Source organism: Streptomyces sp. NPDC101225, from assembly GCF_044767585.1.
In the GTDB taxonomy this organism is placed as follows: domain Bacteria; phylum Actinomycetota; class Actinomycetes; order Streptomycetales; family Streptomycetaceae; genus Streptomyces.
The window spans coordinates 143449-167243 of sequence record NZ_JBIWOE010000010.1 but is presented as its reverse complement, the minus strand read 5'-3'; the positions used below and the strand labels follow the sequence as shown (position 1 = coordinate 167243).

At 73.2% G+C, this 23795-nt stretch carries 24 protein-coding genes; 11 read left to right on the top strand and 13 right to left on the bottom strand.

Features of this window, described 5'->3' with window-relative positions:
- Positions 1-13: 13 nt before the first annotated feature.
- Positions 14-1861 carry a protein kinase gene (locus ACIRPX_RS17360; RefSeq protein WP_404194670.1) on the top strand — a complete coding sequence of 616 codons (1848 nt, stop codon included), beginning with the start codon at positions 14-16 and terminating at the stop codon, positions 1859-1861.
- A gap of 13 nt (positions 1862-1874) precedes the next feature.
- Positions 1875-2048: a hypothetical protein gene (locus tag ACIRPX_RS17355; protein WP_404194667.1), complete on the top strand. Its 174-nt coding sequence runs from the start codon at positions 1875-1877 to the stop codon at positions 2046-2048.
- Between the two features lie 3 nt (positions 2049-2051).
- Here the strand turns inward: ACIRPX_RS17355 and ACIRPX_RS17350 are convergent, their stop codons facing one another.
- From ACIRPX_RS17350 to ACIRPX_RS17335, 4 genes are read right to left on the bottom strand one after another with little or no spacing between them, the layout of a single operon-like run.
- Positions 2052-3302, bottom strand: a complete 1251-nt coding sequence (locus ACIRPX_RS17350; protein ID WP_404194664.1) for a sensor histidine kinase — start codon at positions 3300-3302, stop codon at positions 2052-2054.
- Positions 3299-5011, bottom strand: coding sequence for a cation acetate symporter (locus ACIRPX_RS17345; protein ID WP_404194662.1), 1713 nt, complete (start codon positions 5009-5011; stop codon positions 3299-3301). Before ACIRPX_RS17345 ends, ACIRPX_RS17350 begins: the two co-directional genes overlap by 4 nt.
- Before the next feature lie 12 nt (positions 5012-5023).
- A complete protein-coding gene (locus tag ACIRPX_RS17340) occupies positions 5024-5386 on the bottom strand; it encodes a hypothetical protein (RefSeq protein WP_404194659.1) in 363 nt (120 codons plus the stop codon).
- A gap of 2 nt (positions 5387-5388) precedes the next feature.
- Positions 5389-6138, bottom strand: a complete 750-nt coding sequence (locus ACIRPX_RS17335; RefSeq protein WP_404194657.1) for a LytR/AlgR family response regulator transcription factor — start codon at positions 6136-6138, stop codon at positions 5389-5391.
- A gap of 77 nt (positions 6139-6215) precedes the next feature.
- Between ACIRPX_RS17335 and ACIRPX_RS17330 the strand changes: the two genes are divergently transcribed.
- The 6 genes from ACIRPX_RS17330 to ACIRPX_RS17305 all read left to right on the top strand — a co-directional run bounded on the left by ACIRPX_RS17330 (position 6216) and on the right by ACIRPX_RS17305 (position 13790).
- Complete coding sequence (locus ACIRPX_RS17330; RefSeq protein ID WP_404194655.1) at positions 6216-6713, top strand: Lrp/AsnC family transcriptional regulator; 498 nt, start codon at positions 6216-6218, stop codon at positions 6711-6713.
- 152 nt (positions 6714-6865) lie between these two features.
- On the top strand, positions 6866-7690 hold the full coding sequence (gene ddaH / locus ACIRPX_RS17325; RefSeq protein ID WP_404194653.1) for a dimethylargininase: 825 nt from the start codon (positions 6866-6868) through the stop codon (positions 7688-7690).
- Positions 7687-8907 (top strand): ornithine--oxo-acid transaminase, encoded by a 1221-nt coding sequence (gene rocD / locus ACIRPX_RS17320; protein ID WP_404194650.1) that lies wholly within the window; start codon positions 7687-7689, stop codon positions 8905-8907. The genes ddaH and rocD overlap by 4 nt, the downstream gene beginning before the upstream one ends.
- A gap of 128 nt (positions 8908-9035) precedes the next feature.
- Complete coding sequence (locus tag ACIRPX_RS17315) at positions 9036-11498, top strand: SpoIIE family protein phosphatase (protein WP_404194646.1); 2463 nt, start codon at positions 9036-9038, stop codon at positions 11496-11498.
- A gap of 68 nt (positions 11499-11566) precedes the next feature.
- On the top strand, positions 11567-12796 hold the full coding sequence (locus tag ACIRPX_RS17310; protein WP_404194876.1) for a PP2C family protein-serine/threonine phosphatase: 1230 nt from the start codon (positions 11567-11569) through the stop codon (positions 12794-12796).
- A gap of 262 nt (positions 12797-13058) precedes the next feature.
- On the top strand, positions 13059-13790 hold the full coding sequence (locus ACIRPX_RS17305) for a lysophospholipid acyltransferase family protein (RefSeq protein WP_404194643.1): 732 nt from the start codon (positions 13059-13061) through the stop codon (positions 13788-13790).
- 65 nt (positions 13791-13855) lie between these two features.
- On the opposite strand, the gene ACIRPX_RS17300 is transcribed toward ACIRPX_RS17305, so the two are convergent.
- The 8 genes from ACIRPX_RS17300 to ACIRPX_RS17265 form a co-directional block, all read right to left on the bottom strand.
- On the bottom strand, positions 13856-15460 hold the full coding sequence (locus tag ACIRPX_RS17300) for an alpha/beta hydrolase (protein WP_404194640.1): 1605 nt from the start codon (positions 15458-15460) through the stop codon (positions 13856-13858).
- 128 nt (positions 15461-15588) lie between these two features.
- A complete protein-coding gene (locus tag ACIRPX_RS17295) occupies positions 15589-16356 on the bottom strand; it encodes an urease accessory protein UreD (RefSeq protein WP_404194637.1) in 768 nt (255 codons plus the stop codon).
- A complete protein-coding gene (gene ureG / locus ACIRPX_RS17290) occupies positions 16344-17027 on the bottom strand; it encodes an urease accessory protein UreG (RefSeq protein ID WP_404194634.1) in 684 nt (227 codons plus the stop codon). Before ureG ends, ACIRPX_RS17295 begins: the two co-directional genes overlap by 13 nt.
- Before the next feature lie 118 nt (positions 17028-17145).
- The gene (locus tag ACIRPX_RS17285) at positions 17146-17820 is read right to left on the bottom strand and encodes an urease accessory protein UreF (protein ID WP_404194631.1); all 675 of its coding nucleotides are present in this window, start codon (positions 17818-17820) and stop codon (positions 17146-17148) included.
- A gap of 55 nt (positions 17821-17875) precedes the next feature.
- On the bottom strand, positions 17876-19597 hold the full coding sequence (locus ACIRPX_RS17280) for an urease subunit alpha (RefSeq protein WP_404194629.1): 1722 nt from the start codon (positions 19595-19597) through the stop codon (positions 17876-17878).
- Positions 19590-19901 (bottom strand): urease subunit beta, encoded by a 312-nt coding sequence (locus ACIRPX_RS17275; RefSeq protein WP_404194627.1) that lies wholly within the window; start codon positions 19899-19901, stop codon positions 19590-19592. The genes ACIRPX_RS17280 and ACIRPX_RS17275 overlap by 8 nt, the downstream gene beginning before the upstream one ends.
- Entirely contained in the window at positions 19898-20212 is a 315-nt protein-coding gene (locus tag ACIRPX_RS17270; RefSeq protein ID WP_404194624.1) for an urease subunit gamma, read from the bottom strand. Before ACIRPX_RS17270 ends, ACIRPX_RS17275 begins: the two co-directional genes overlap by 4 nt.
- A 111-nt stretch (positions 20213-20323) precedes the next feature.
- A complete protein-coding gene (locus ACIRPX_RS17265; RefSeq protein WP_404194622.1) occupies positions 20324-20962 on the bottom strand; it encodes a TetR/AcrR family transcriptional regulator in 639 nt (212 codons plus the stop codon).
- A gap of 137 nt (positions 20963-21099) precedes the next feature.
- Between ACIRPX_RS17265 and ACIRPX_RS17260 the strand changes: the two genes are divergently transcribed.
- Complete coding sequence (locus ACIRPX_RS17260) at positions 21100-22113, top strand: ABC transporter permease (protein WP_404194619.1); 1014 nt, start codon at positions 21100-21102, stop codon at positions 22111-22113.
- A gap of 116 nt (positions 22114-22229) precedes the next feature.
- Here ACIRPX_RS17260 and ACIRPX_RS17255 read toward each other — a convergent pair whose 3' ends face one another.
- The gene (locus ACIRPX_RS17255; protein ID WP_404194617.1) at positions 22230-22508 is read right to left on the bottom strand and encodes a type II toxin-antitoxin system Phd/YefM family antitoxin; all 279 of its coding nucleotides are present in this window, start codon (positions 22506-22508) and stop codon (positions 22230-22232) included.
- 73 nt (positions 22509-22581) lie between these two features.
- Between ACIRPX_RS17255 and ACIRPX_RS17250 the strand changes: the two genes are divergently transcribed.
- Both ACIRPX_RS17250 and ACIRPX_RS17245 read left to right on the top strand, forming a co-directional pair.
- Complete coding sequence (locus tag ACIRPX_RS17250; RefSeq protein ID WP_404194614.1) at positions 22582-23217, top strand: ATP-dependent Clp protease proteolytic subunit; 636 nt, start codon at positions 22582-22584, stop codon at positions 23215-23217.
- A gap of 8 nt (positions 23218-23225) precedes the next feature.
- Positions 23226-23534, top strand: coding sequence for a hypothetical protein (locus ACIRPX_RS17245; RefSeq protein WP_404194611.1), 309 nt, complete (start codon positions 23226-23228; stop codon positions 23532-23534).
- Positions 23535-23795 lie beyond the last annotated feature (261 nt).

The following is a 23795-nucleotide window of genomic DNA, read 5'->3' as shown; positions in this document are numbered from 1 at the left end:
CGGGAGTCACCGGATGCAACCAGGATCACCGACGTCGGGAGTGGGCCGGGTCATCGCCGGCCGCTATCTGCTGCTGAACCGTCTCGGCAGCGGCGGCATGGGCCATGTGTGGCTCGCCCACGACCGGAGACTCGCCTGCGAGGTCGCGCTCAAGGAGATCGTCTTCCAGGACGCGGACCCGGGTGCCGAGGAGCGCGAGGCCCGGGTCGCCCGCGCCCGCGCGGAGGCCCGGCACGCGGCGGGGCTGCGCGGCCATCCGCACGTGGTGACGGTGCACGACGTGCTGGAGCACGACGGGCTGCCGTGGATCGTGATGGAGTACGTCGCGGGCGCCGTCGACCTCAAGGAGCTGGTCGCCACGCGCGGCCCGCTCGCGCCCGCGGAGTGCGCCCGTCTCGGGCTCGCCGTGCTGGACGCGCTGACGGCCGGGCACGAGCGGGGCGTGATGCACCGGGACGTGAAGCCGGCGAACATCCTGCTGGCTCCGGACCGCACGGGGGCTCCGTACGGCCGCATCCTGCTCACCGACTACGGCATCTCGGTGCAGCCGGACGCCGGCGAGACCCGGTACACCAGGGCGTCCGTGCTGGTGGGCACCTCGGGCTACCTGGCGCCGGAGCGCGCCACGGGCGGGACACCCACCCCCGCCGCCGACCTGTTCTCGCTGGGCTGCACGCTCTACTACGGCGTGGAGGGCCGCGGCCCCTTCGAGCGCGAGTCGAACCTCGCCGAGGTCACCGCGGTGGTGATGGAGGAGCCGCGGCCGGCCGTGCGCGCCGGCGCGCTGGGCCCCGTCCTGCTGAACCTGCTCGCCAAGGATCCCGGCCGGCGGGCGTCCGCGACGGAGGCGGAGGCGGCGCTGTCGCGGATCGTGGTGCCGCAGGCCGACTCCTACGCCCGGACACAGACCGGCCTCGGCTCGCAGCCGCCGTGGGCCGCGGTGGCACCCGCCCCTCCCCCGCCGGGGCACGACCCCGCCCCGGACGCCTTCGGGCCGGTCGTCGTGCGGCGCCAGGCGCCCGCGCACCGCCGCCGCGAGCTGCCCCGGGCCCTGCGCGCCGCCCTGGCCGCGTCGCTCGGCCTGGTACTCGCCCTGGGCGGGGTCTGGTACGCCATGGCGCACCAGGACTCGGCCGGGGGCGGCGCACAGGCGTTGCCGTACGGCACGGCGGTCGGGCTCGCCAAGCCGCTCCGGGACGGCGACTGCGTGCTCGCCAACTGGCCGGACTCGGCCCGGTTCCACGGCACGCCCCGGCTGCGCCTGGTCGCCGCCTGCTCGGGCGGGCCTCCGGACGGGCAGGTGATGGCGTTCGTGCCGGCGGCCTCGGCGGACGACGCGCGCCGCCGGGGGCCGGCCCGGTGCGAGGAGCGGACGCGGCAGGTGCGGGAGCGGCTGGCGGACGTGCGCAGCGTCGCCGTCGTGCCGGGCGGCGGCGGCTTCGAGGCCGCGGGGCGGCGCACCGCCTGTCTGGTGCTGGGCGCGCACGGGCCGGTGTACGGGCCGCTCGGCGCCCACCGCAAGATCGGCTCCGCCTTCGCCGACACGGCGAACATGCAGCGGCGGGACTGCCTGGAGACCCGCACCAACCGCGACGCCCGCCTGGCGTCCTGCTCCGGCCCGCACGACGAGCAGGTGCTCGGCTTCACCCGGCTGGGCAAGGGCGTCACGCTCGCCGGGGCCCGTACGGAGTCGGACGCGGCGTGCGCCAGGGACGTGCCGCCGCGCGACTACGGCTTCGACCCCTCGGTCTACACCTCGGGCTCCTGGACCAGCGCCGGAGCGTGGAGGTCGGGCACGCATTTCGTCGTGTGCACCGTGCGGAGGCAGAACGGGGGCACCATGGAGGGGAACGAATCCTGAGGAGGGTGTCGCGATGCCCGGTTCCACGGACAGTTCCACGAAGGCGATGGGAGCGCTCACCGTCGGCGGTCTCGTCGTGGTGACGGCCTACACGGTGGCGCTCGGCTCCAACGGCTGGCTGTGGTTCGGCTGGGTCGTGCTGGGGCTGCTCACGCTCGGGATGATCGCCACCCGCAGCAACGCCTGAGGCTCATCCTCCGGAGAGCTCGCCCGGGAACTCCCCGGCGAGCTCCTGGGTGATCCGCCCCGCGGGGTGCACGCCCGGCTGGTACTTGGGCAGCCGGGCGGTGATCTTCATGCCCGCCCCCACGGCGGTCTCGATGACGAGCCCGTAGTCGTCGCCGTAGACCTGGCGGAGCCGGTCGTCGACGTTGGACAGGCCGATGCCGCCCGAGGGGCTGAGCTCGCCCGCCAGGATGCGGCGCAGCAGGGCGGGGTCCATGCCCGCGCCGTCGTCCTCGATGACGACCAGGGCCTCGGCGCCCGCGTCCTGCGCGGTGATGCTGATCCGGCTCTTGCCGGCGGGCGGCGCCTTGCCCTCCAGGCCGTGCTTGACGGCGTTCTCGACCAGCGGCTGCAGGCACAGGAAGGGCAGGGTCACCGGCAGCACCTCGGGGGCGATCTGCAGGGTGACGGAGAGGCGGTCGCCGAAGCGCGCCCGGACGAGGGCCAGGTAGTGGTCGATGGCGTGCAGTTCGTCGGCGAGCGTGGTGAAGTCGCCGTGCCTGCGGAACGAGTAGCGGGTGAAGTCGGCGAACTCCAGGAGGAGTTCACGGGCGCGCTCGGGGTCGGTGCGGACGAACGAGGCGATCACGGCCAGCGAGTTGAAGATGAAGTGCGGGGAGATCTGCGCCCGCAGTGCCTTGATCTCCGCCTCGATCAGCCGGGTGCGGGACTGGTCCAGGTCCGCCAGTTCCAGCTGGACGGAGACCCAGCGCGCGACCTCCCCGGCCGCCCGGACGAGCACCGCGGACTCGCGGGGCGCGCAGGCGACGAGCGCGCCGTGCACGCTGTCGTCGACGGTGAGGGGAGCCACGACGGCCCAGCGCACCGGGCAGTCCGGGGTGCCGCAGGACAGCCGGAAGGCCTCGCCGCGGCCGGTCTCCAGCGCTCCGGCCAGCCGCTCCATGATCTCGGTGCGGTGGTGGCCGCCGACGCCGTCCCAGACCAGGACCTCCTTCCGGTCGGTCAGGCACAGCGCGTCCGTGCCCAGCAGGGTGCGCAGTCTGCGGGCGGACTTGCGCGCGGTCTCCTCGGTCAGGCCCGCCCGCAGCGGGGGCGCCGCGAGCGAGGCGGTGTGCAGGGTCTCGAAGGTGGCGTGCTCGACGGGGGTGCCGAGACCCCAGAGGCTCTCCGGGCGGGCCGTGCGCCGGCCGAGCCAGAACCCGGCGGCCAGCAGCGGCAGGACGGCCACGCACAGCCCGGCCAGGAACCCGCTCATGCCTTCACCTCCGCCCGCAGCTGCTCCGGCAGATGGAACCGCGCCAGGATCGCCTCCGTCCCGGCCGGCACCCGCCCCGGCGTGGCCAGGGACACCAGCACCATCGTGAGGAAGCCCAGCGGCACCGACCAGAGGGCGGGCCAGGCGAGCAGGGTGTGCAGCGGGCCCGTGCCGGGAAGGCCCGCCATGGTGGCGGCGACCGCCACGAAGGCGCAGCCGCCGCCGATCAGCATCCCGGCCGCCGCGCCCGGCGGGGTCAGCCGGCGCCACCAGATGCCGAGGACGAGCAGCGGGCAGAAGGACGAGGCGGACACCGCGAAGGCGAGGCCGACCGCGTCGGCGACCGGCAGCCCGCCCACGATGGCGCTGGCCGCGAGCGGCACGGCCATGGAGAGCACCGTGCCGAGCCTGAAGTGCCGTACGCCGCGCGTCGGCAGGACGTCCTGGGTGAGCACGCCCGCGACCGCCATGGTCAGCCCGGAGGCCGTGGACAGGAAGGCGGCGAAGGCCCCGCCCGCCACCAGCGCGCCGAGCAGGTCGCCGCCGACGCCGCCGATCATCCGGTCGGGCAGCAGCAGCACGGCGGCGTCCGCGTCACCGGTGAGGGTGAGTTCGGGGGTGTAGAGCCTGCCGAGGGCGCCGTAGACGGGCGGCAGCAGGTAGAAGGCCCCGATCAGGCCGAGCACGGCCACCGTGGTGCGGCGGGCGGCGACGCCGTGCGGGCTGGTGTAGAAGCGCACGACGACGTGCGGCAGCCCCATCGTGCCGAGGAAGGTCGCGAGGATGAGCCCGTACGTGGCGTACAGGGGGCGTTCCTCGCGGCTCGACTCCAGCGGGGTGGACATGCCGCCGCCGGTGTCGCGGTCCGCCGCCGGGACGGGCGCGCCCTGGGCGAAGGTCAGCCGGGTGCCGGCCGCGATGCGGTGGCTGCCGGCAGAGAGGCGTACCCGCTCGCCGGCATGGGTCCTGCCGTCGATCGTGCCGCTCGCCGTCACGGTCAGCGGGCCGCGCAGGGTCAGGTCGACGCTGTCGGCGACGCGCACCACGCGCTGCTCGCGGAAGGTCGCCGGCTCCTGGAAGGGGTGGCGGGGCGCGCCGTCGCCCTGCCAGGCGAGGACGAGGAAGAGGGCGGGCACGAGCAGCGCGGTCAGTTTGAGCCAGTACTGGAAGGCCTGCACGAAGGTGATGCTGCGCATGCCGCCGGCGGCGACGGTGGCGACCACGACGAACGCCACGATGATCCCGCCGAGCGACTGGGGCGCACCGGTCAGCACCGTCAGCGTCAGTCCGGCGCCCTGGAGCTGGGGCAGCAGATACAGCCAGCCGACACCGACGACGAACGCCCCGGCCAGCCGCCGTACCGGGTGGGAGGCGAGCCGGGCCTCGGCGAAGTCGGGCAGCGTGTAGGCGCCGGAGCGGCGCAGCGGGGCGGCGACGAACAGCAGCAGCACCAGATAGCCGGCGGTGTAGCCGACCGGGTACCAGAGCATGTCGGGGCCCTGGACCAGGACCAGGCCCGCGATGCCGAGGAAGGAGGCGGCGGAGAGGTACTCGCCGCTGATCGCGGCGGCGTTGAGGCGGGGGCCGACGGTGCGGGAGGCGACGTAGAAGTCGGAGGTGGTGCGGGAGATGCGCAGGCCGAACGCGCCGACGAGGACGGTGGCCACGACGACGAGGGCGACGGCGGGGACGGCGTAGCTGGAGTTCATCGGCGCACCACGTCACCGGTCTTCGACGAGGCGGACGAAGTCCCGTTCGTTGCGCTCGGCACGCCGTACGTACCACAGGCCGAGCAGGACCAGCGGGGCGTAGAGGCAGAAGCCGAGGACGGCCCATTCGAGGCGGCGGGCGTCCGGCATGGCGGCGAAGACCAGCGGCAGCGGGCCGACCAGCAGCACGAGGAAGGCGAACACGGCGAGCGCGGCGCGCAGTTGGGTGCGCATCAGGGAGCGGACGTAGGTGTGGCCGAGGGTGGTCTGCTCGTCGATCTCGGTGCGGGGCCGGTAGTAGCCGAACGCCCTGCGGGCGCGGCGGGGCGGGCCGGTGACGACGACGCGCCGCTCGGCGGGGTCCTGGCCGGGCACGGCTAGGGCCTCCTCATCAGCAGGTCCCGCAGCTCGCGGGTGTGGCGGCGGCTGACCTGGAGCTCCTCGCCGCCCACCAGGACGCTCACCGTGCCCGCGTCCAGGCGCAGTTCACCGACGTGGCGCAGGGCCACGAGATGGCGGCGGTGGATGCGGACGAAGCCGCGCGAGCGCCAGCGGTCCTCCAGGGTGGACAGCGGTATGCGGACGAGATGGCTGCCCTTGTCGGTGTGCAGGCGGGCGTAGTCGCCCTGGGCCTCGACGTGGGTGATGTCGTCGACGGACACGAAGCGGGTCACGCCGCCGAGCTCCACGGGGATGTGGTCGGGGTCGGGCTCGTGCACGGGAATGCGGGGGGCGGCGCCGGCGAGTTCGACGGCCCGGCGCACGGCCTCGGCGAGCCGCTCCTTGCGGACGGGCTTGAGGACGTAGTCGACGGCCTTGAGGTCGAAGGCCTGTACGGCGAAGTCCTCGTGGGCGGTGACGAACACGACGAGCGGCGGCTTCGCGAACCCGGTCAGCAGCCGTGCGAGGTCGAGCCCGTCGAGGCCGGGCATGTGGATGTCGAGGAAGACGACGTCGATCGCCTCCGGCCCGCCCGGCCCGGACTGCAGCGCGCGGTTGATGCGGCGCAGCGCCTCGGTCGCGTCGCCCGCGCCCTCCACGCTGCCGATGCGCGGGTCCGCGTTCAGCAGATAGAGCAGTTCCTCCAGCGAGGGGCGTTCGTCGTCGACGGCGAGGGCGCGCAGCATGAACCCGGAGTCTAGGAGGAATCCGCACGTGTGGACATGTGCCGGGCGTGGCCGTATTCGCTGGATACAGTGCCGACATGAACAGCAGGCCCGCGCCGTTCGACGAGCTCGACCGGAAGATCATCACCGCGCTGATGGCCAACGCCAGGACGAGCTTCGCCGAGATCGGCGCGGTCGTGGGGCTGTCGTCGACAGCCGTCAAGCGCCGCGTCGACCGGCTGCGCGACACGGGGGTGATCACCGGGTTCACGGCCACGGTGGAGCCGTCCGCGCTGGGCTGGCGCACGGAGGCGTACGTCGAGGTGTACTGCGAGGGCGCGGCCCCGCCGCGGCGGCTGGCGGAGGTGGTGCGCAACCACCCGGAGATCACGGCGGCGATGACGGTGACCGGCGGGGCGGACGCGCTGCTGCACGTGCGGGCGCGGGACGTGGAGCACTTCGAGGAGGTGCTGGAGCGCATCCGCACCGAGCCGTTCATCCGCAAGACGATCAGCGTGATGGTGCTCTCCCACCTGCTCCCCGAGAGCCCCGAGGCGGGCGCCACGCAGCCCGCGCCCGAGGCACCGCCCGAATAGGCGTCCGAGTACGCAGCAGCGCTGCGCAGGATCGGCCAAAGACGCAGCATTCCTGCGCAGACACGCAATTCATGTTGCTTGTCGCGTGTCTCCGTCACTTCCTACCTTGGTGTCAACCCTCAGTGACGCTCAGGAAGCGGAGGAACCCCTCTGTGTCCGACACCCGTGTGCCGCGCCGGCGGCGCTTCCTCGTCTGCGAACCCAGACATTTCGCCGTGCAGTACGCGATCAACCCCTGGATGCATCCCGACGCCCAGCCCGACGCCGACCTGGCCCGTGCGCAGTGGCGGGCGCTGATCGGCGCCTACCGGACCCACGGCCACATGGTCGACACCGTGGAGCCCGCCCCCGGGCTCCCGGACATGGTCTTCGCCGCCAACTCGGCGGTCGTCGTCGACGGCCGCGTCTTCGGCTCCCTCTTCCACGCGCCCGAGCGGCGCCCGGAGTCCACGCACTACGACACCTGGTTCACGACGGCCGGCTTCGCCGTCCACCGTCCCGAGTCCGTCTGCGAGGGCGAGGGCGACCTGGTCTGGACGGGGCGCTACATGCTGGCCGGCACCGGATTCCGCACCACCCGCGAGGCGCACCGCGAGGTGCAGGAGTTCTTCGGCCACCCGGTGATCAGCCTGACCCTGGTGGACCCGCGCTTCTACCACCTGGACACCGCGCTGTTCGTGCTGGACGACTCCGCCGAGGGCAACAACGTCGCGTACTACCCGGAGGCGTTCTCGCCGGGCAGCCGGGAGGTGCTGGCGCGGCTGTACCCGGACGCCGTGCTCGCCACCCTCGACGACGCACTGGCCTTCGGCCTCAACTCCGTGTCCGACGGCCGCAACGTCTTCATCGCGCCGCAGGCCGAGGCGCTCACCTCCGCTCTCGCCGACCGCGGCTATGTTCCCGTACCCGTCGACCTGTCCGAGTTCCGCAAGGCAGGCGGCGGCATCAAGTGCTGCACCCAGGAGATCCGTTCATGACCGCTGCCGTGACCTCCCGTTCGTCCGCCGACCTGATCCGCGCCGAGGAGCCGGTCCTGGCGCACAACTACCACCCGCTGCCCGTGGTGGTCGCCCGCGCGGAGGGCACCTGGGTGGAGGACGTCGAGGGCCGCCGCTACCTCGACATGCTGGCCGGCTACTCGGCCCTCAACTTCGGCCACCGCCACCCGCGGCTGATCGAGACGGCCCACCGCCAGCTCGACCGGCTCACCCTCACCTCCCGCGCCTTCCACAACGACAAGCTCGCCGAGTTCGCCGAGCGGCTGGCCGCCCTGACCGGCCTCGACATGGTGCTGCCGATGAACACCGGCGCCGAGGCGGTCGAGTCCGGCATCAAGGTGGCCCGCAAATGGGCCTACGAGGTCAAGGGCGTGCCCGCCGACCGGGCGACGATCGTGGTCGCCGCGGACAACTTCCACGGCCGTACGACGACCATCGTCAGCTTCTCCACGGACGAGACGGCGCGGGCGGGCTTCGGCCCTTTCACGCCCGGCTTCCGGATCGTGCCGTACAACGACCTGGCGGCGCTGGAGGCGGCGGTCGACGAGACCACCGCCGCCGTGCTCATCGAGCCCATCCAGGGCGAGGCGGGCGTGGTCATCCCGGACGACGGCTATCTGACCGGCGTGCGCGAGCTGACCCGGCGCACGGGCTGTCTGTTCATCGCGGACGAGATCCAGTCGGGGCTCGGCCGCACCGGCCGCACCCTCGCCGTCGAGCACGAGGACGTCGTCCCCGACATGCTGCTGCTGGGCAAGGCGCTGGGCGGCGGCATCGTGCCGGTCTCCGCGGTGGTCGCCCGCCGGGACGTGCTCGGCGTGCTGCGCCCGGGCGAGCACGGCTCGACGTTCGGCGGCAACCCGCTGGCCGCCGCGGTCGGCACGGCGGTGGTCGGGCTGCTGGAGACCGGCGAGTTCCAGCACCGGGCGGCCGAGCTGGGCGTGGTGCTGCGCGGCGGTCTCGCAGCCCTCCTCGGCAAGGGCGTGGCCGGCTTCCGTGCGCGGGGCCTGTGGGCGGGCGTCGACATCGAACCGGCCATCGGCAGCGGGCGCGAGATCAGCCGCCGGCTGATGGACGAGGGGGTTCTGGTCAAGGACACCCACGGTTCGACCATCCGGCTGGCACCGCCGCTCACCATCACGCCCCAGGAGCTGGAGTCGGCCCTGGGAGCACTGGAGCGGGTGCTCGCCGCGTGACCCCGGGGGGGGCGGCCCGGTGCCGCCCCCCGCGCACTTCTCCCGCCCGGGTGCCTCCACGCAACGCCCGAAGGGTGAAGACTGGGACAAGTGGTGGTAGACCACTCTCAGCGACAGAGAGGTCGGCCGTGGGCACACAGGAGGAGCAGGCTCTCGCCCGGCAGCGGTTCGACGTGGCCGATGCCGTGCCCTTGCTGCTCGATGCGCGGGGCGTGGTGATCAGCTGGACGCACGACGCCCAGCGGCTGCTGCAGTACACGTCCGCCGAGGTGGTGGGCACCAGGGTGACCGGGCTGCTGGCGGCCGAGGACGCCGCGCGTGTGCCCCAGCTGGCCGAGCGCTGCCGCACGGACGGCGGCTGGGCGGGGCTGCTCACCGCCCGCCGCAAGGACGGGCAGCAGGTCAGGGTGATGGTGCGCGTCACGCCGGCCGCGGACCCCGACGGCGCCACCCGGTGGCTCGCCCTCGTCTCCGACATGGCCGGAGCGCCGGGCTGGGACATGAGCCGCCCGGTGCTGGAGCAGATGGTCACGCACTCGCCCGTCGGCATAGCGATCGTGGACACGACCCTGCGCTGCGTGTGGTCGAACGCGGCGCTGGAGCAGTTCGGCGGCGGCTCCGCCCGAGAGCGGCTCGGGCGGCGGATGGCGGAGATCCAGCCCGGTCTGGACGCCGAGGGCATCGAGGACCGGATGCGGCACGTGCTGCGCACCGGCGAGCCGGTCTTCGGCTACGAGCAGGTGGGCCATGTACGGGCCGCGCCGCACCGGGAGACGGCGCACATGCTGTCCTTCGCCCGGCTCGACGACGAGCAGGGCCGTGCGATGGGCGTCTACTACACGGTCGTCGACGTCACCGAGCGCCACCGCGCCCGCCAGCGCCTGGCCCTGCTCGACCGGGCCGGCGAGCGCATCGGCCGCACCCTCGACGTCGTACGCACCGCGCAGGAACTGGCCGACGTGGCCGTGCCCGAATGCGCCGACTTCGTCGCCGTGGACCTGCTGGACACGGTGCTGCGGGGCGCGGAGCTCACCCCGGGGCCGCTGAGCGTCTCGGACCGGGTGCCGCTGCGCCGTGCCGGGCACCAGTCGGTGAACCCGGGCGTCCCGGAGGCCGTGGTCGAGATCGGCGAGGTGGCCCGGTATCTCTCCGGGTCACCGCCGGTCCGCTGTCTGAGCACGGGCACCTCCTGGCTCGAGGAGCGGCTCGACCCGCTCGCCACGGAGTGGGACGCGGACATGGCCGGCAGGCGGGCGTCGACCTTCCTGGAGCTGGGGCTGCACTCCGTGATGATCGTGCCGATCCGCGCGCGGGGCGTCACGCTGGGCGTCACCACCTTCTTCCGGCGCCGCCGGCAGGAGCCGTTCGACGCGGACGACCTGAGCCTGGCCGAGGACCTCGTGTCGCGGGCGGCGGTCTGCGTGGACAACGCCCGCCGCTACACCCGCGAACGCGATGCCGCCCTGGTGCTCCAGCGCAGCCTGCTGCCCCGCCGGCTGCCCGAGCAGAACGCGGTGGAGGTGGCCGCCTGCTACCGGCCGGCCGACGAGCTCACCGGCCTGGGCGGCGACTGGTACGACCTGATCCCGCTGTCCGGCGCGCGCGTCGCCCTGGTCGTGGGCGAGGTTCCCGGCCACGGCATCGACGCCGCCGCGGCCATGGGCCGCCTGCGCACCGCCGTACGCACCCTCGCGGCGCTGGACCTGCCGCCGGAGGAGGTGCTCGCGCACCTCGACGACCTGGTGGCGCGCACGGCCCGCGAGGAGGGCGTCGCGCCGGACGCGACCGAGGGCGCCGGCAGGGAGGTCGCCGGATCCGGGTGTGTCTACGTCGTCTACGACCCCGTCGACGGGCAGTGCACGATGGCCGCCGCCGGCCATCCCGCGCCCGCCGTCGTGCTGCCCGACGGCAGCGTCACCTTCGTCGACCTCCCGCAGGGCTCACCGCTCGGCGCGGGCGGCCCGCCCTTCGAGGCGGTGGAGCTGGCCCTGGCGGAGGGCAGCACGCTCGCCCTGCACACCGACGGGCTGCTGGCCCGCGAGGACCGCGACTGGGCCGTGGACACGGACCGGGAGCGGCTGCGCGAGGCCCTGGAGCAGGTCGAACCGGCGCTGGACGTGCGCTGCCTGGCCGTGGTGGACGCGCTGGTCCCGGCCCGGCCGCACGACGACGTGGCCCTGCTGCTGGCCCACACCCGGCTGCTCGGCGTCGACCAGGTCGCGGACTGGGATCTGCCCGCGGACCCGGCCGTGGTCGCGGACGCCCGCAAGGAGGCCGCCCGGCAGCTCGCCGAGTGGGGCCTGGAGGAGCTGGCCTTCACCACGGAACTCGTGGTCAGCGAGCTGGTCACCAACGCCATCCGGTACGCCTCCGGACCCGTCCGGCTGCGCCTGATCAGGGACCAGACCCTGATCTGCGAGGTCTCCGACGGCGGCGCCACCGCCCCGCACCTGCGCCATCCGCGCGCCACGGACGAGGGCGGCCGCGGGCTGCTGCTGGTCTCGCAGTTCACCCAGCGCTGGGGCACCCGCTTCGTGCCCGAGGGCAAGGTCATCTGGGCGGAGCAGTCCCTGGAGGATCCTCCGGGCTGACGGACGAGCGGTGCGCAGGGCGCGGGACGCGGGAAAATGACGTGAGACCGGCGGTGGAGGCGATGGCCATGGACGACGAGGCGATCGACTACGCGGCGGTGTTCCAGTGCCTGCCGGGGATGGTGGCGCTGCTGACGCCGGGGCTGGTCTACGCGGACGCGAACGAGGAGTTCCTGCGGACGGCCGGCCGCACCCGTGAGCAGGTGGTCGGCCGCTATCTGTTCGACGTCTTCCCGGACAACCCGAACGACTCCACCGCGTCGGGCATGCGCAACCTCGCGGCCTCGCTGAAGCGGGTGCTGGAGACCGGCGAGCGCGACGCCATGGCCCTGCAGCGCTACGACGTGGAGGACCCCGAGCGGCCCGGGGAGTGGCAGGAGCGGTACTGGAGCCCGGTCAACGCCCCGGTGCGCGACGCGGACGGGAACGTGGTGCTGTTTGTGCACCGCGTCGAGGAGGTCACCGAGCTGATCCGGGCCCGGGGCGGCCCGAGCGGCAGCCGGGCGCGGGTGCTCGAGGCCGAGCTCTACACCCGCGCGCGCGAGCTGCAGGAGCTCAACGAGCGGCTGCGGCAGGCCCACGCCCGCGAGCGGGAGGTGGCCCTCGCGCTCCAGGAGGCGATGCTGCCCGCCCGCCGGCAGGTCGGCCACCACGACGCGGCCGTACGCTACCGTCCCGCCGTCGGCGCGCTCAACGTGTGCGGGGACTGGTACGACGTGGTCGACCTGGTGGGCGGCAACCGCATCGGGGTGGCGGTGGGCGACGTGGTGGGGCACGGCCTCCCGGCCGCCGGGGTCATGGGGCAGCTGCGCAGCGCGCTGAGCGCCGCCTCCCGCGTCGCCGTGGGACCGGCCGAGGCGCTGAACGTCCTGGGCCGGTACGCGCACGTGGTCGACGGCGCCGAGTCCGCCACCGCTGTGACGACCTTCATCGACTTCGACGAGCACACCATCGCCTACAGCAGCGCCGGGCATCCGCCGCCGGTCCTGGTCCACGCCGACGGGCGCATCGAACTCCTCGACCAGGCCACCGACCCGCCGCTCGACGCCCGCTTCGACCCCCTCCCCCGGCCCCAGGCCATCACACGCTACGACGAGGGCGCCACCCTCGTCCTCTACACCGACGGCCTGATCGAGCGCAGACACGAGGACATCGACACCGGCCTGGAGCGGCTCACCGACGCCCTCTTCCGCCACCGCTCCGACGACCCCGAGACCCTCGCGGACGCGGTGCTCCTGGAGCTGCTGCCACCAGGGGGTGCCACCGACGACACCGCCTTGGTCATCGTCCGGCTGTGAGCGAGCAGAGGGGTGCGCGTGGGCACAAGAGCCGTTCGTACGCCAGCAGTTGAGCGCGATCGCGCCATGATGCGGCATCGGGTTGCTGTCTACCGGCCGGTAACTGGAGGCTGGTGCCGCAGTTGTCCCCACGCACGCTACGCGGTGTCCGCCGTGTTCCGGCGAACTGCGCCTGCACATAGACTGGCGACCCCACGACACGCCGGTTGACCTGCTGGAACGAGGCGGCCCAGGCGATCCGCCGGAGTGAGGAGCGACCCCTTTGTTCTACTACGTACTCAAATACGTGTTGTTGGGACCACTGCTGAGACTGTTCTTCCGGCCCCGTATCGAAGGTCTCGACAACGTACCGGCACAGGGCCCGGCCATCGTCGCCGGCAACCACCTGTCCTTCTCCGACCACTTCCTGATGCCGGCGATGCTCAAGCGCCGCATCACCTTCCTCGCGAAGAAGGAGTACTTCACCGGACCGGGCGTCAAGGGCCGGCTGACCGCGGCCTTCTTCCGCAGCGCCGGGCAGATCCCGGTCGACCGCACCGGCAAGGAGGCGGGCCAGGCCGCGATCCGCGAGGGCCTCGGCGTGCTGGGCAAGGGCGAGCTGCTCGGCATCTACCCGGAGGGCACCCGCTCCCACGACGGCCGCCTCTACAAGGGCAAGGTGGGCGTCGCGGTGATGGCCCTGAGGGCCCAGGTCCCGGTGATCCCCTGCGCGATGATCGGCACCTTCGAGGCGCAGCCGCCCGGCAAGGTCGTCCCGAACCTCCACCCCGTGGTCATCCGCTTCGGCAAGCCCCTGGACTTCTCCCGTTACGCCGGCATGGAGAACGAGAAGGCGGTCCTGCGGGCCATCACCGACGAGATCATGTACGCCATCCTGACGCTGTCCGAGCAGGAGTACGTCGACCAGTACGCGGCCGTCGCCAAGGCGGAGCAGGCCGCGGCGGCCAAGACCGCGGAGAAGGAGCGCCGGTTCCCGCGGATGCCGCTGGGCTAGAGCGCGAGCGCGGATGAGGGGTGGCCGGAGATCTCCGGCCACCCCTCATGTCGTCGCGGTGGCGGTTACGGCCTGGGTGTGGCGTGCGGGGTGCAGGTCACGTCCGCGGCGTCCAGCCTGCCGTGCACCAGGTAGGCGTCCACCCTCTGGTTGATGCACGGGTTGACCAGGCCGGTCACGCCGTGCGAGCCCGCGTCCTTCTCGGTGATCAGGCGCGAGCCCTTGAAGCGGTGGTGCAGTTCGACGGCGCCGCCGTACGGAGTGGCGGCGTCCCGCGTGGACTGCACGATCAGGACCTGCGGCAGGCCCTTGTGCGTTCTGACGTTCACCGGGTGGTGCTGCTTCACCGGCCAGGTGGCGCACGGCAGGTTCAGCCAGGCGTTGGCCCACGTCATGAACGGGTAGTTCCTGTTGAGCGCGGTGTTGTCCCTGTCCCACTTCCGCCAGCTGCTGGGCCACTTGGCGTCCGTGCACTCGACCGCCGTGTAGACCGCGTTGCCGTTCTCCGCGGAGATGTTGCCCGCGGTGTCGGCCATGTCCGGGGCGGCGGCGTCGATCAGCGCCTGGGTGTCGCCGGCCACGTACTCGCTGAACACCGTCGCGATCGGCACCCACGCGGAGTCGTAGTACGGGGCGCTCTGGAAGAAGCCGATGAGCTCGGCCGGGCCGACGACCCCGCCGATCGGGCTCTTCTCGGCGGTGGCGCGCAGCTCGAGCCACTTCGCCTGGACCGCGGCCCGCGTGGTGCCGAGGTGGAAGGCGGCGTCGTGCGCGGCGACCCAGTCCTCCCAGTCCTTCCAGCGGCCCTCGAAGGCGACGTCCTGGTCCAGGTTGGCCTGGTACCAGATCTTCTCCCGCGACGGGTTGACCACGCTGTCCACGATCATCCGGCGCAGATGGCCGGGGAACATGGTGCCGTAGACGGCGCCGATGTAGGTGCCGTATGAGACGCCCAGGTAGTTGAGCTTCCGCTCGCCGAGGGCGGCACGGATCACGTCCAGGTCGCGCACGGTGTTCGGCGTGGTCATCTGGGAGAGCATCGCCCTGCCGGTGCGCTCGGCGCAGCCGTCGGCGTACTCGCGGGCCAGCTTGCGCCGGGCCAGTTTGTCCGCCCCGCCGTCCGGCACCGGGTCCAGCTTGGGCGCCTTGACGAACTCCTGCGGATCGGCGCAGGAGATGGGCGCGGAGTGGCCGACGCCGCGCGGGTCGAAGCCCACGAAGTCGTACGCCTTGGCCACGTTCGCCCACACCGGGTTCCTGGTGGTGACCCGGGTCGGGAAGCGCAGTCCGGAACCGCCCGGTCCGCCCGGGTTGTAGACGAGCGAGCCCTGCCGCTCGTCCTTCGTCCCGGTGTTGCCGACACGGTCCACGGCGAGCTTGATGTGCTTGCCGTACGGTCGGGCGTAGTCCACCGGCACGCTGACCCAGCCGCACCGAATGGGCTTGGCCAGACCCCAGTCGGCCGGGCAGTCCGCCCAGTCGACACCGGTGCGGGCCGCCTGCCGGGCGGCGATGGCGGCGCCGCGGGCCTCGCGGTCCTGCCCGCCCCACGAACTCGCGCTCGCGCTCGCACCGGGCGCCGCGACGGCGCCGGCCAGGAGCGTGACGGTGACGAGCGCGCGGGCCGAGCCGAGCGCGGTCACCCGCCTGTTCGGTCTCATTCGCCTCAAGTGTGACCCTCCCCATGCGTCAATGGCGGTAGAGGGATCCTGTCGGCTGTGAACTGCCTGAGAACAGAGGGCATTTACGCTTTTTGCCAATCCGATAAACGGAGACGGGTGTCCCGCTCAGCGGAGCGTCACCGAAGAGCGGCCAGCGCCTCGTCCAGCAGCCGCCGCAGCCGCAGCCCGTCGGCCGCCACGGCACCGACCAGTGCGGCGGGCCCGGCGAGCGGCATGACGACGGCACCCTCGCCCAGCACCCGCGCCGCCACCGGTTCCGCGGCGAACTCGGGCCGTACGACGACGAGTTGACCGACCGCCCGGTGCCCGCCCAGCACGGCGGGACCGTCCCACCCGCCAGGGGCCCCGGGCCCGCAGGCCAGCTCCTGGTCGAGCACGGTCCGTCCCTCGACGCACACCGTAAGACGGCTGGTCAGCCGACCGGGTTCCTCCCCGGCCCGCCCGAGTACCTGTTCCTCGCGCAGCACGAGCCGCGCCCCGGCGGCGAGTTCGGCCCGGGTGCCGACGTGAAGATCGCTGCCCCGCGCGGAGATCAGCTGCTCGGGCAGCCACTCCAACTCGCCCCCGGCGGCCACCCGCAGCCGCACGTCGTAGCGCGCGGCCCCCTTGGCCTGCCCCGGCAGCGCGATGGTGGCGGCGGCCGACCCGACGCGCAGCCGTGCTCCGGCCGCCACCTCCGCCCGCACCGCGAACGCGTCCCCGCCCAGCGGCCCGCTCATCGCCCCGACGAGCACGACGCGGGCCTCCTCGGCGCTCCCCCGGGTCCGCCGCGGGGCGAGGGGCCCGTCCCCCTCCAGCACGGGCAGGGCCGTACCGCCCCTGCCGTCCGGGCGGGCGACGATCCGGGCGGCGGCGCGCACCCCGCTCACGTTCACGCCGTCCACGCGGCGAGCTGCCCCCGAACCCAGCCGGCCACGTCCCGCACGCCGGCCTCGCCCCGCAACGACTGCAGGACGACGGGGAGTTCGGCCCGCTGCGCCTTGGCGTCGGCCGCCATCCGCCCGAGATCGGAGCCGACGTACGGCGCGAGGTCGGTCTTGTTGACGACGAGCAGATCGGCCGTGGTCACCCCGGGCCCGCCCTTGCGCGGAATGTCGTCGCCTCCCGCGACGTCGATCACGAAGATCTGGGCGTCGACCAGCCCCTTGGAGAAGGTCGCCGTGAGATTGTCCCCGCCGGACTCCACCAGGATCAGGTCCAACGGCCCTACCTCGTCCTCCAGGTCCTCCACGGCCTCCAGATTGGCGGAGATGTCGTCCCGGATCGCGGTGTGCGGGCAGGCCCCCGTCTCCACGGCCGTGATCCGCTCGGGGGGCAACACGGCCTCCCGCAGCAGGAATTCGGCGTCCTCGCGGGTGTAGATGTCGTTGGTGACGACGGCGAGCGAGATCTCGTCCCGCAGCGCCCGGCAGAGCGCGGCGACGGTCGCGGTCTTCCCGGATCCGACGGGCCCGCCGAGCCCGATCCGCAGGGCCCGGCGTGTGCCGTCGGGGCGATGGGCGTCCGCGCCCAGGGCGGAGGGCCCGGCGTGGGTGTGAGCGTGGTCGAGGTGCAAGGGAAACAGCTCCAATGATTCGGTCCGTCCGGCGTTCGCGGCCGCGGCCGTTCGAGCCGGACGGGGGTCGGGGGCGCAGCCCCGGGGTCGGGACGGAGGACGGCGAGGGGCGGACGACTCAGGACGCGAACAACCGGACACCCCAGGCAGCGTGCGACTCGGCGGAGATCTCCAGCAACGGGGCCGACGCCGCAGGCAGCGCACCGACCCCCTCGTCGGCGACAACCCGCGCCACCTCCACGGCCCGATCGGCCACCCGGTCCATCTCCGGCGCCAGCCGGGCCAGCACCCCCGTCGCGTCGAACGGATCGAGGCTCAGCAGCCGCACGACCGCGCCGGCCGGCCCGCTCACACACTCGTACGCCGCACAGTGGGCGGCATCCTCCGGACCCAGTCCGGCCGCCCGGGCCACCCGCCCCAACACCACGGGCTGGTGGGCCCCCTTGGGGAACTCCCGTGCGACGGCGTCGAGTTCGCCGGACGGCCACGTCGCCCGCCCGGCCCGCAGCAACTGCCGCCCCAGCTTGCGCGCGGCCAGCCGCAGGGCGGGCGACGGAGTCCGCGCGTCCGCGGCCGCGTCCAGCTCCCCCGCGTCCACGCCGAGCGCGCCCGCGGCGGCCAGCGACGCGGCGACCAGCCCCGCCGTGTGCAGCCGCCCCCGGCAGAACTCCTCCAGGCTCGCGGCCCCGGTGATCCGCCCGGCCTTCACCGCCGCCTCGGCCCCGCCGGAGTGTGCGTGCCCCCCGGCGGGAAACCGCCCGTCGGCCAGGACCAGCAGCGCGGCCCTAGACATCACGCACCCCGGCATCACGCACGCGGGCATCACTCCACCTCGGCATCGCTCCGCCTCAGAAGAGGAAGTACCGCTGGGCCATGGGCAGTTCGGCGGCGGGCGTCGCCTCCACCAGCTCACCGTCGATGTGCACGGCGAAGCTGTCGGGGTCGACCCGCACCCGCGGCCGCGCGTCGTTCTCGCGCATGTCCGCCTTGGTCACCCCGCGCGTCGACTCGATCGCGGCGAACCGCTTGCCCAGCGAGAGCCGCTCCGGCAGCCCGTCCTCGATCGCGAGCGGCGCCACGAAGTTGACGGAGTTCGCGGCGGGCGCCCGCCCGATCGCCCCGTACATCGGCCGCGGCAGGACCGGCTGCGGCGTCGGGATCGAGGCGTTGGCGTCGCCCATCTGCGCGTAGGCGATCTGCCCGCCCTTGAGGACGAGGTGCGGCTTGACCCCGAAGAACGCGGGTTCCCACAGGACGAGGTCGGCGAGCTTGCCGGTCTCCACCGACCCGATCTCCCGGGCGAGCCCCTGGGCGAGCGCGGGGTTGATCGTGTACTTCGCGACGTAGCGCCGCACCCGCCGGTTGTCCGCCGCCCCGTCGCCGGGCAGCGCACCGCGTCGCCGCTTCATCACGTGCGCCGTCTGCCAGGTGCGCAGGACGACCTCGCCGACCCGCCCCATGGCCTGGGAGTCGGAGGAGATGATCGAGATGGCGCCCAGGTCGTGCAGGATGTCCTCCGCGCCGATGGTGGAGGGCCGGATCCGCGACTCGGCGAAGGCGAGGTCCCCGGGCACCGCCGGGTTGAGGTGGTGGCACACCATCAGCATGTCGAGGTGCTCCTCGGCGGTGTTGACGGTGAACGGCCGCGTGGGGTTGGTCGAACTCGGCAGCACGTGCGGCTCGGAGACGACGGTCATGATGTCCGGCGCGTGCCCGCCGCCCGCGCCCTCGGTGTGGTACGCGTGGATGCCGCGACCCGCGATCGCGGCGAGCGTGTCGCCCACGAAGCCGGCCTCGTTGAGCGTGTCCGTGTGGATGGCGACCTGGATGCCGGTCCGCTCGGCGACGGTCAGCGAGGCGTCGATGACGGCCGGGGTCGAGCCCCAGTCCTCGTGCAGCTTCAGGCCCAGGGCGCCGCCGCGGATCTGCGACAGCATCGCCTCGTGCGAGACGGTGTTGCCCTTGCCGAGCAGGCCGATGTTGAGCGGGTACTGCTCCATCGCCTCCAGCATCCGCGCAATGTGCCAGGGCCCGGGCGTCACCGTGGTCGCCTTCGAGCCCTCGGCCGGTCCGGTGCCGCCGCCCACCAGCGTCGTGATGCCGGCGGACAGCGCCTCGTCGGCGATCTGCGGGCAGATGAAGTGGACGTGCGCGTCGATGGCGCCGGCGGTCAGGATGCGCCCGTTGCCGGCGATGACCTCCGTCTCGGGGCCGATCACCAGGTCCGGGTGGACGCCGTCCATGGTGTCGGGGTTGCCGGCCTTGCCGATGCCGGTGATCCGCCCGTCGCGCAGCCCGACGTCGGCCTTGACGATGCCCCAGTGGTCGACGACGACCGCACCCGTGATGACCGTGTCCGGGGTGCCGTCCGCACGCGTGGCACGCGACTGGCCCATGGACTCGCGGATGACCTTGCCACCGCCGAACACCGCCTCGTCGCCGGCGAGTCCGGGCCCGCCGCAGCGGTCCTCCTCGATCTCGATCAGCAGATCGGTGTCGGCGAGCCGGATCCGGTCGCCGGTGGTGGGCCCGAACAGGTCGGCGTACGCCGCGCGCGAGATCTCAGCCATCGAGGGCACCTCCGGTCTCCCCGCGCAGCCCGGGCACCACCCGGGCACCGGTGAGCGGGACGAGTTCCACCTCGACGGGGATGCCGGGCTCGAAGCGCACGGCCGTACCGGCGGCGACGTTGAGCCGCAGGCCGCGCGCGGCGGCGCGGTCGAAGTCCAGGCCGGGGTTGGCCTCGGCGAAGTGGTAGTGGGAGCCGACCTGGACCGGCCGGTCCGCGGCGTTGAGGACGGTCAGCCGGGTGACCTCGCGGCCCTCGTTGCAGACGACGGGCTCGTCCGCAAGCAGGATCTCGCCGGGAATCATCGAGCCTCCTGGACGATCGGGTCGTGGACGGTGACGAGCTTGGTGCCGTCGGGGAAGGTCGCCTCGACCTGGACGTCGTGGATCATCTCGGGGATGCCTTCCATGACGTCGTCGCGGGTGAGCAGCGTGCGCCCGGAGGCCATGAGTTCGGCGACCGTGCGGCCGTCGCGTGCGCCTTCGAGGATGTGCGAGGTGATGAGGGCGACCGCTTCGGGGTGGTTGAGCCTCAGCCCACGGGCCCGGCGCTTCTCGGCGACGTCGGCCGCGACGTGGATCAGCAGCCTCTCTTGCTCGTGCGGGGTCAGTTGCACGTCCCACCTCACAGTCCTCGCCCGGACCGTGCGGGGTCCGGTTGCCGCGGCCCCGGGGCAAACTCCCTGGTGGCGTGGACCGGAGGCTAGTTGGGCCGAGTTTCGGCCACGTTAACCGGACTGTGATCCGGTGTGCCGCTCCCGCACGCTCATCAGCCCCCGCAGGCCGTCGCGCAGGATCTCGGCCGGCGCCGGGCCGAACAGGGCCTGCTGGGCGAGGAATCCCATCGCCGCGGCCATCATGGTGCGCGCCACGTGGTCCGGGGTCACGTCCGGGCGCATCATCCCGGCGTCCTGGTACGCCTCGGCGATCCGTGCCCAGGTCTGCTGCACCGCGCCGTAGCCCTCACGCAGGAGGGACGCCAGCTCGTCGTTGCGGAGCGTCTCCGTCCACACCTGGACGACCAGCCGCGGGAACGCGGGCCGTCCGTCCACGGTGACCGACTCCTTGGTGGCGAGCACCCGGCTGAGCACCGAGGACACCAGGACGTCCGGCGGCGGGGGCGGAGCGCTGCGGGCGGCCTCCTCGAAGCCTTCGTGGACCTGGCCGAGCACCTCGCCGACGATCGCGGCGATGAGCGCGTCCTTGCCGCTGAAGTAGCGGTACACCGCCCCGGCCGACAGGTCGACCTCCTTCAGCACGTCCTGCATGGACGTGGCGTGGAAGCCGTTGCGGGCGAAGCACACGGCGGCACCGTCGAGGATCTGCCGGCGGCGGGCGTCGAGGTGTTCCTGGGATACGCGGGCCATGGCCCCCAAAGTAAAACGAACATTCCTTCTTGACAAGGCCCGGCATCCGCAGGACGGTGGTGACACCGCTAAAACGAACGATCCTTCTTTTTACGGCCCGCCACCCCGGCCGACCGCCGCTCCCCGGAGAGGAACCCATGTCCCCCGCATCCGCTACCCCCGCACGGACCCACACGCGCCGCCTGATCGCGATCACCGTGCTCGTCCCGGCGCTCGCCGCGCTCGCCCTGTGGGCCTTCGCCTGGCCCGCCGCCCGTACCGCACCCCGCGACCTGCCGCTCGGCGTCGCCGGTCCCACCGCCGCCACCGCACCGATGGAGCAGCGACTGGCACGGCACGAGGGCGCCTTCGAGATCCACCGCTACGCCGACGAGGCCGCCGCCCGGCAGGCGATCGAGGACCGGACCGTATACGGCGCGCTGGTGGTGACCGCCCAGGGCCCGGAGCTGCTGACCGCGTCCGCCGCGAGCCCGGTGGTGGCGCAGACGCTCCAGCAGGTGGTGGTGCGGCAGGCGTCGGCCACCGGCACCCCGGTGCGGACCGTCGACGTCGTGGCCGCCCCGCCGAAGGACCCGCGCGGCGCCGCCCTGACCTCGAGCGTGCTGCCGCTCGCCCTGGCCGGGATCGCGGCCGGCTCGGTGGTGACCCTGCTCGGACTGCGCGGTATGCGGGCCGTGGCCGCACTGGTGGGCGCCGCCGCCCTGACCGGCACGGCCGCGGCGGGCATCGCGCACAGCTGGCTCGGGGTGCTCACCGGTGACTGGTGGGCCGAGGCGGGCGTGCTGGGCCTGGCGACGCTGGCCGTGAGCGCCGCGGTCGCCGGGCTGGCCGCGCTGCTCGGCACGGCCGGCATCGGGGTCGCCGCGGGCGTGGTGATGCTGTTCGGCAACCCGTTCTCCGGCGCTCCCTCGGCCCCGGAGATGCTGCCCCACCCGGTCGGCGAGATCGGCCAGTGGCTGCCGCCGGGGGCCGGCACCACCCTGCTGCGCTCGGTGTCGTTCTTCGACGGCGCCGCGGCGACCGGCCCTGCCCTGACGCTCACCTGGTGGGCCGCCCTGGGGCTGGGCGCCGTACTGCTCGGCAACGCGCTGCGCGGACGGGCGCGGTCGGCCACCACGGCCGGTGAGCGGGAGCTCGTGGCGGTCGGCTGACCGCGGGAACCGGCCGCACACGATCGACCGTGCACCCCCGCTGTAGCGGACGGGGGTGCACGGTCTCCTTCGTTCGGGCGCGGGACCGCCCGGCTCCGGACGGGGTACCCGTGGCCCTACGAGGGGCTGGGACCCCGGTGCTCGGCGGTGATGCCGAACCGCTGCCGTTCGCGGGGAGCGGAACCCACCTCGCGGACCCGGGAGACCGCGCTGACCACCTGGTCCTCCGCGGGCTGGTCGAGCGCGTCGAGTCGCTCCAGATCGGCGGCGGAGACCAGGGCGACGAGGGGCTTTCCGTGGCGCGTGACGACGACGCGCTCATTGCCGTACACCACCCGGTTGATCAGGTCGGCGAGCTCAGCCCTGGCTTGCGTCACCGGAATCTCGTAGGCCATACCTCCATCATAACGTCATGTACGTCCTGTACATTTTTTACAGAGACAGCTCTGTCGCGAGGAGGGGTATGCCATGACCCGACCGTCCGCCCGCCACGTCCTGCCGCAGTTCACCGAGCGCACCAGCGCCGGGCAGAAGACGCTGGATCCGTACGCGAAGCTGCTGGAGGAGCGGATCGTCTTCCTCGGCACGCCGATCGACGACACGTCGGCGAACGACGTGCTGGCGCAGTTCATGCATCTCGAGCACCAGGACCCGGACCGGGACATCTCGCTGTACATCAACTCCCCCGGCGGCTCCTACACGGCCATGTCGGCGATCTACGACACCATGTGCTTCGTCGGTTGCGACGTGGAGACGATCTGCATGGGACAGGCGGGCTCGTCGGCGGCGGTGCTGCTCGCGGCCGGCACGCCCGGCAAGCGGCTGGCGCTGCCGGGCGCACGGGTGGTGATCCACCAGCCGGCGCTGTACGAACCGGTCCAGGGCCAGGCCAGCGATCTCGCCATCCAGGCCGACGAGCTGACGCGGACGCGGGAGCGCCTCGAGGAGATGCTGGTCCGGCACACCGGGCGCAGCCACGAGCAGGTGAGCGCCGACATCGAGCGCGACCACATCCTCGACGCCCAAGGGGCGCTGGAGTACGGGCTGGTGGACCGCATCGTCACCAGCCGCACGGCCACCCTGGCCCCGCCCACCGGGCGGTGAGCGGCCCGATGCTCCCACCCGAACTGCCTCCGCTGCCCGCCCTCACCCGCGCCGAGGGCGAGTTGATCGACCGTTACCTCGACGTCGTCGACCTGCTCGGACGCATCAATCCGGCACACCACGGAGACACCTACGGCGGACTGCGGGCCGCGCAGGCGCTGGTGAGCAAGGCGGCAGAGCTGCGCGACGCGCTGGCGCTGATGCACCAGCGCGGCGAGACGGAGGTGCACGCGCCGACGCTGATCCGCGCGCTGCGGGTCCTGGACGGCGAGCGGCGCACCGCACGGGTCACGGTGCCCTCGCTCCCCGACAGTTGACGCGTGCTCGGACGGTCCGGACATCGCGTTTCGACGGCGGGACGTCCGGACCAGCCTCTAAACGGACCAAATGGTGTACCGCCTTTCGGAGTAGACACAGGTCCAATTTTTCGACGGTCCGAGTTGCGCAACACGTCGGCCCCAGGGCGGAACAGAGCGTTCCGCCGCTGGTCCGAGGCTCGTCCGGGCCCTCAACACCGGTTCGAACACAGGGGTGTCCACCCGAACGGGCGAGTGGTGAGTAACAACACAAACCCCCGG

Coding starts and splice junctions, on each gene's coding strand:
- ACIRPX_RS17360 (WP_404194670.1), top strand. CDS start 14: ATGCAACCAGGATCACCGACGTCGGGAGTGGGCCGGGTCATCGCCGGC.
- ACIRPX_RS17355 (WP_404194667.1), top strand. CDS start 1,875: ATGCCCGGTTCCACGGACAGTTCCACGAAGGCGATGGGAGCGCTCACC.
- ACIRPX_RS17350 (WP_404194664.1), bottom strand. CDS start 3,302: ATGAGCGGGTTCCTGGCCGGGCTGTGCGTGGCCGTCCTGCCGCTGCTG.
- ACIRPX_RS17345 (WP_404194662.1), bottom strand. CDS start 5,011: ATGAACTCCAGCTACGCCGTCCCCGCCGTCGCCCTCGTCGTCGTGGCC.
- ACIRPX_RS17335 (WP_404194657.1), bottom strand. CDS start 6,138: ATGCTGCGCGCCCTCGCCGTCGACGACGAACGCCCCTCGCTGGAGGAA.
- ACIRPX_RS17330 (WP_404194655.1), top strand. CDS start 6,216: ATGAACAGCAGGCCCGCGCCGTTCGACGAGCTCGACCGGAAGATCATC.
- rocD (WP_404194650.1), top strand. CDS start 7,687: ATGACCGCTGCCGTGACCTCCCGTTCGTCCGCCGACCTGATCCGCGCC.
- ACIRPX_RS17310 (WP_404194876.1), top strand. CDS start 11,567: ATGGACGACGAGGCGATCGACTACGCGGCGGTGTTCCAGTGCCTGCCG.
- ACIRPX_RS17285 (WP_404194631.1), bottom strand. CDS start 17,820: ATGTCTAGGGCCGCGCTGCTGGTCCTGGCCGACGGGCGGTTTCCCGCC.
- ACIRPX_RS17280 (WP_404194629.1), bottom strand. CDS start 19,597: ATGGCTGAGATCTCGCGCGCGGCGTACGCCGACCTGTTCGGGCCCACC.
- ACIRPX_RS17275 (WP_404194627.1), bottom strand. CDS start 19,901: ATGATTCCCGGCGAGATCCTGCTTGCGGACGAGCCCGTCGTCTGCAAC.
- ACIRPX_RS17265 (WP_404194622.1), bottom strand. CDS start 20,962: ATGGCCCGCGTATCCCAGGAACACCTCGACGCCCGCCGCCGGCAGATC.
- ACIRPX_RS17260 (WP_404194619.1), top strand. CDS start 21,100: ATGTCCCCCGCATCCGCTACCCCCGCACGGACCCACACGCGCCGCCTG.
- ACIRPX_RS17255 (WP_404194617.1), bottom strand. CDS start 22,508: ATGGCCTACGAGATTCCGGTGACGCAAGCCAGGGCTGAGCTCGCCGAC.
- ACIRPX_RS17250 (WP_404194614.1), top strand. CDS start 22,582: ATGACCCGACCGTCCGCCCGCCACGTCCTGCCGCAGTTCACCGAGCGC.
- ACIRPX_RS17245 (WP_404194611.1), top strand. CDS start 23,226: ATGCTCCCACCCGAACTGCCTCCGCTGCCCGCCCTCACCCGCGCCGAG.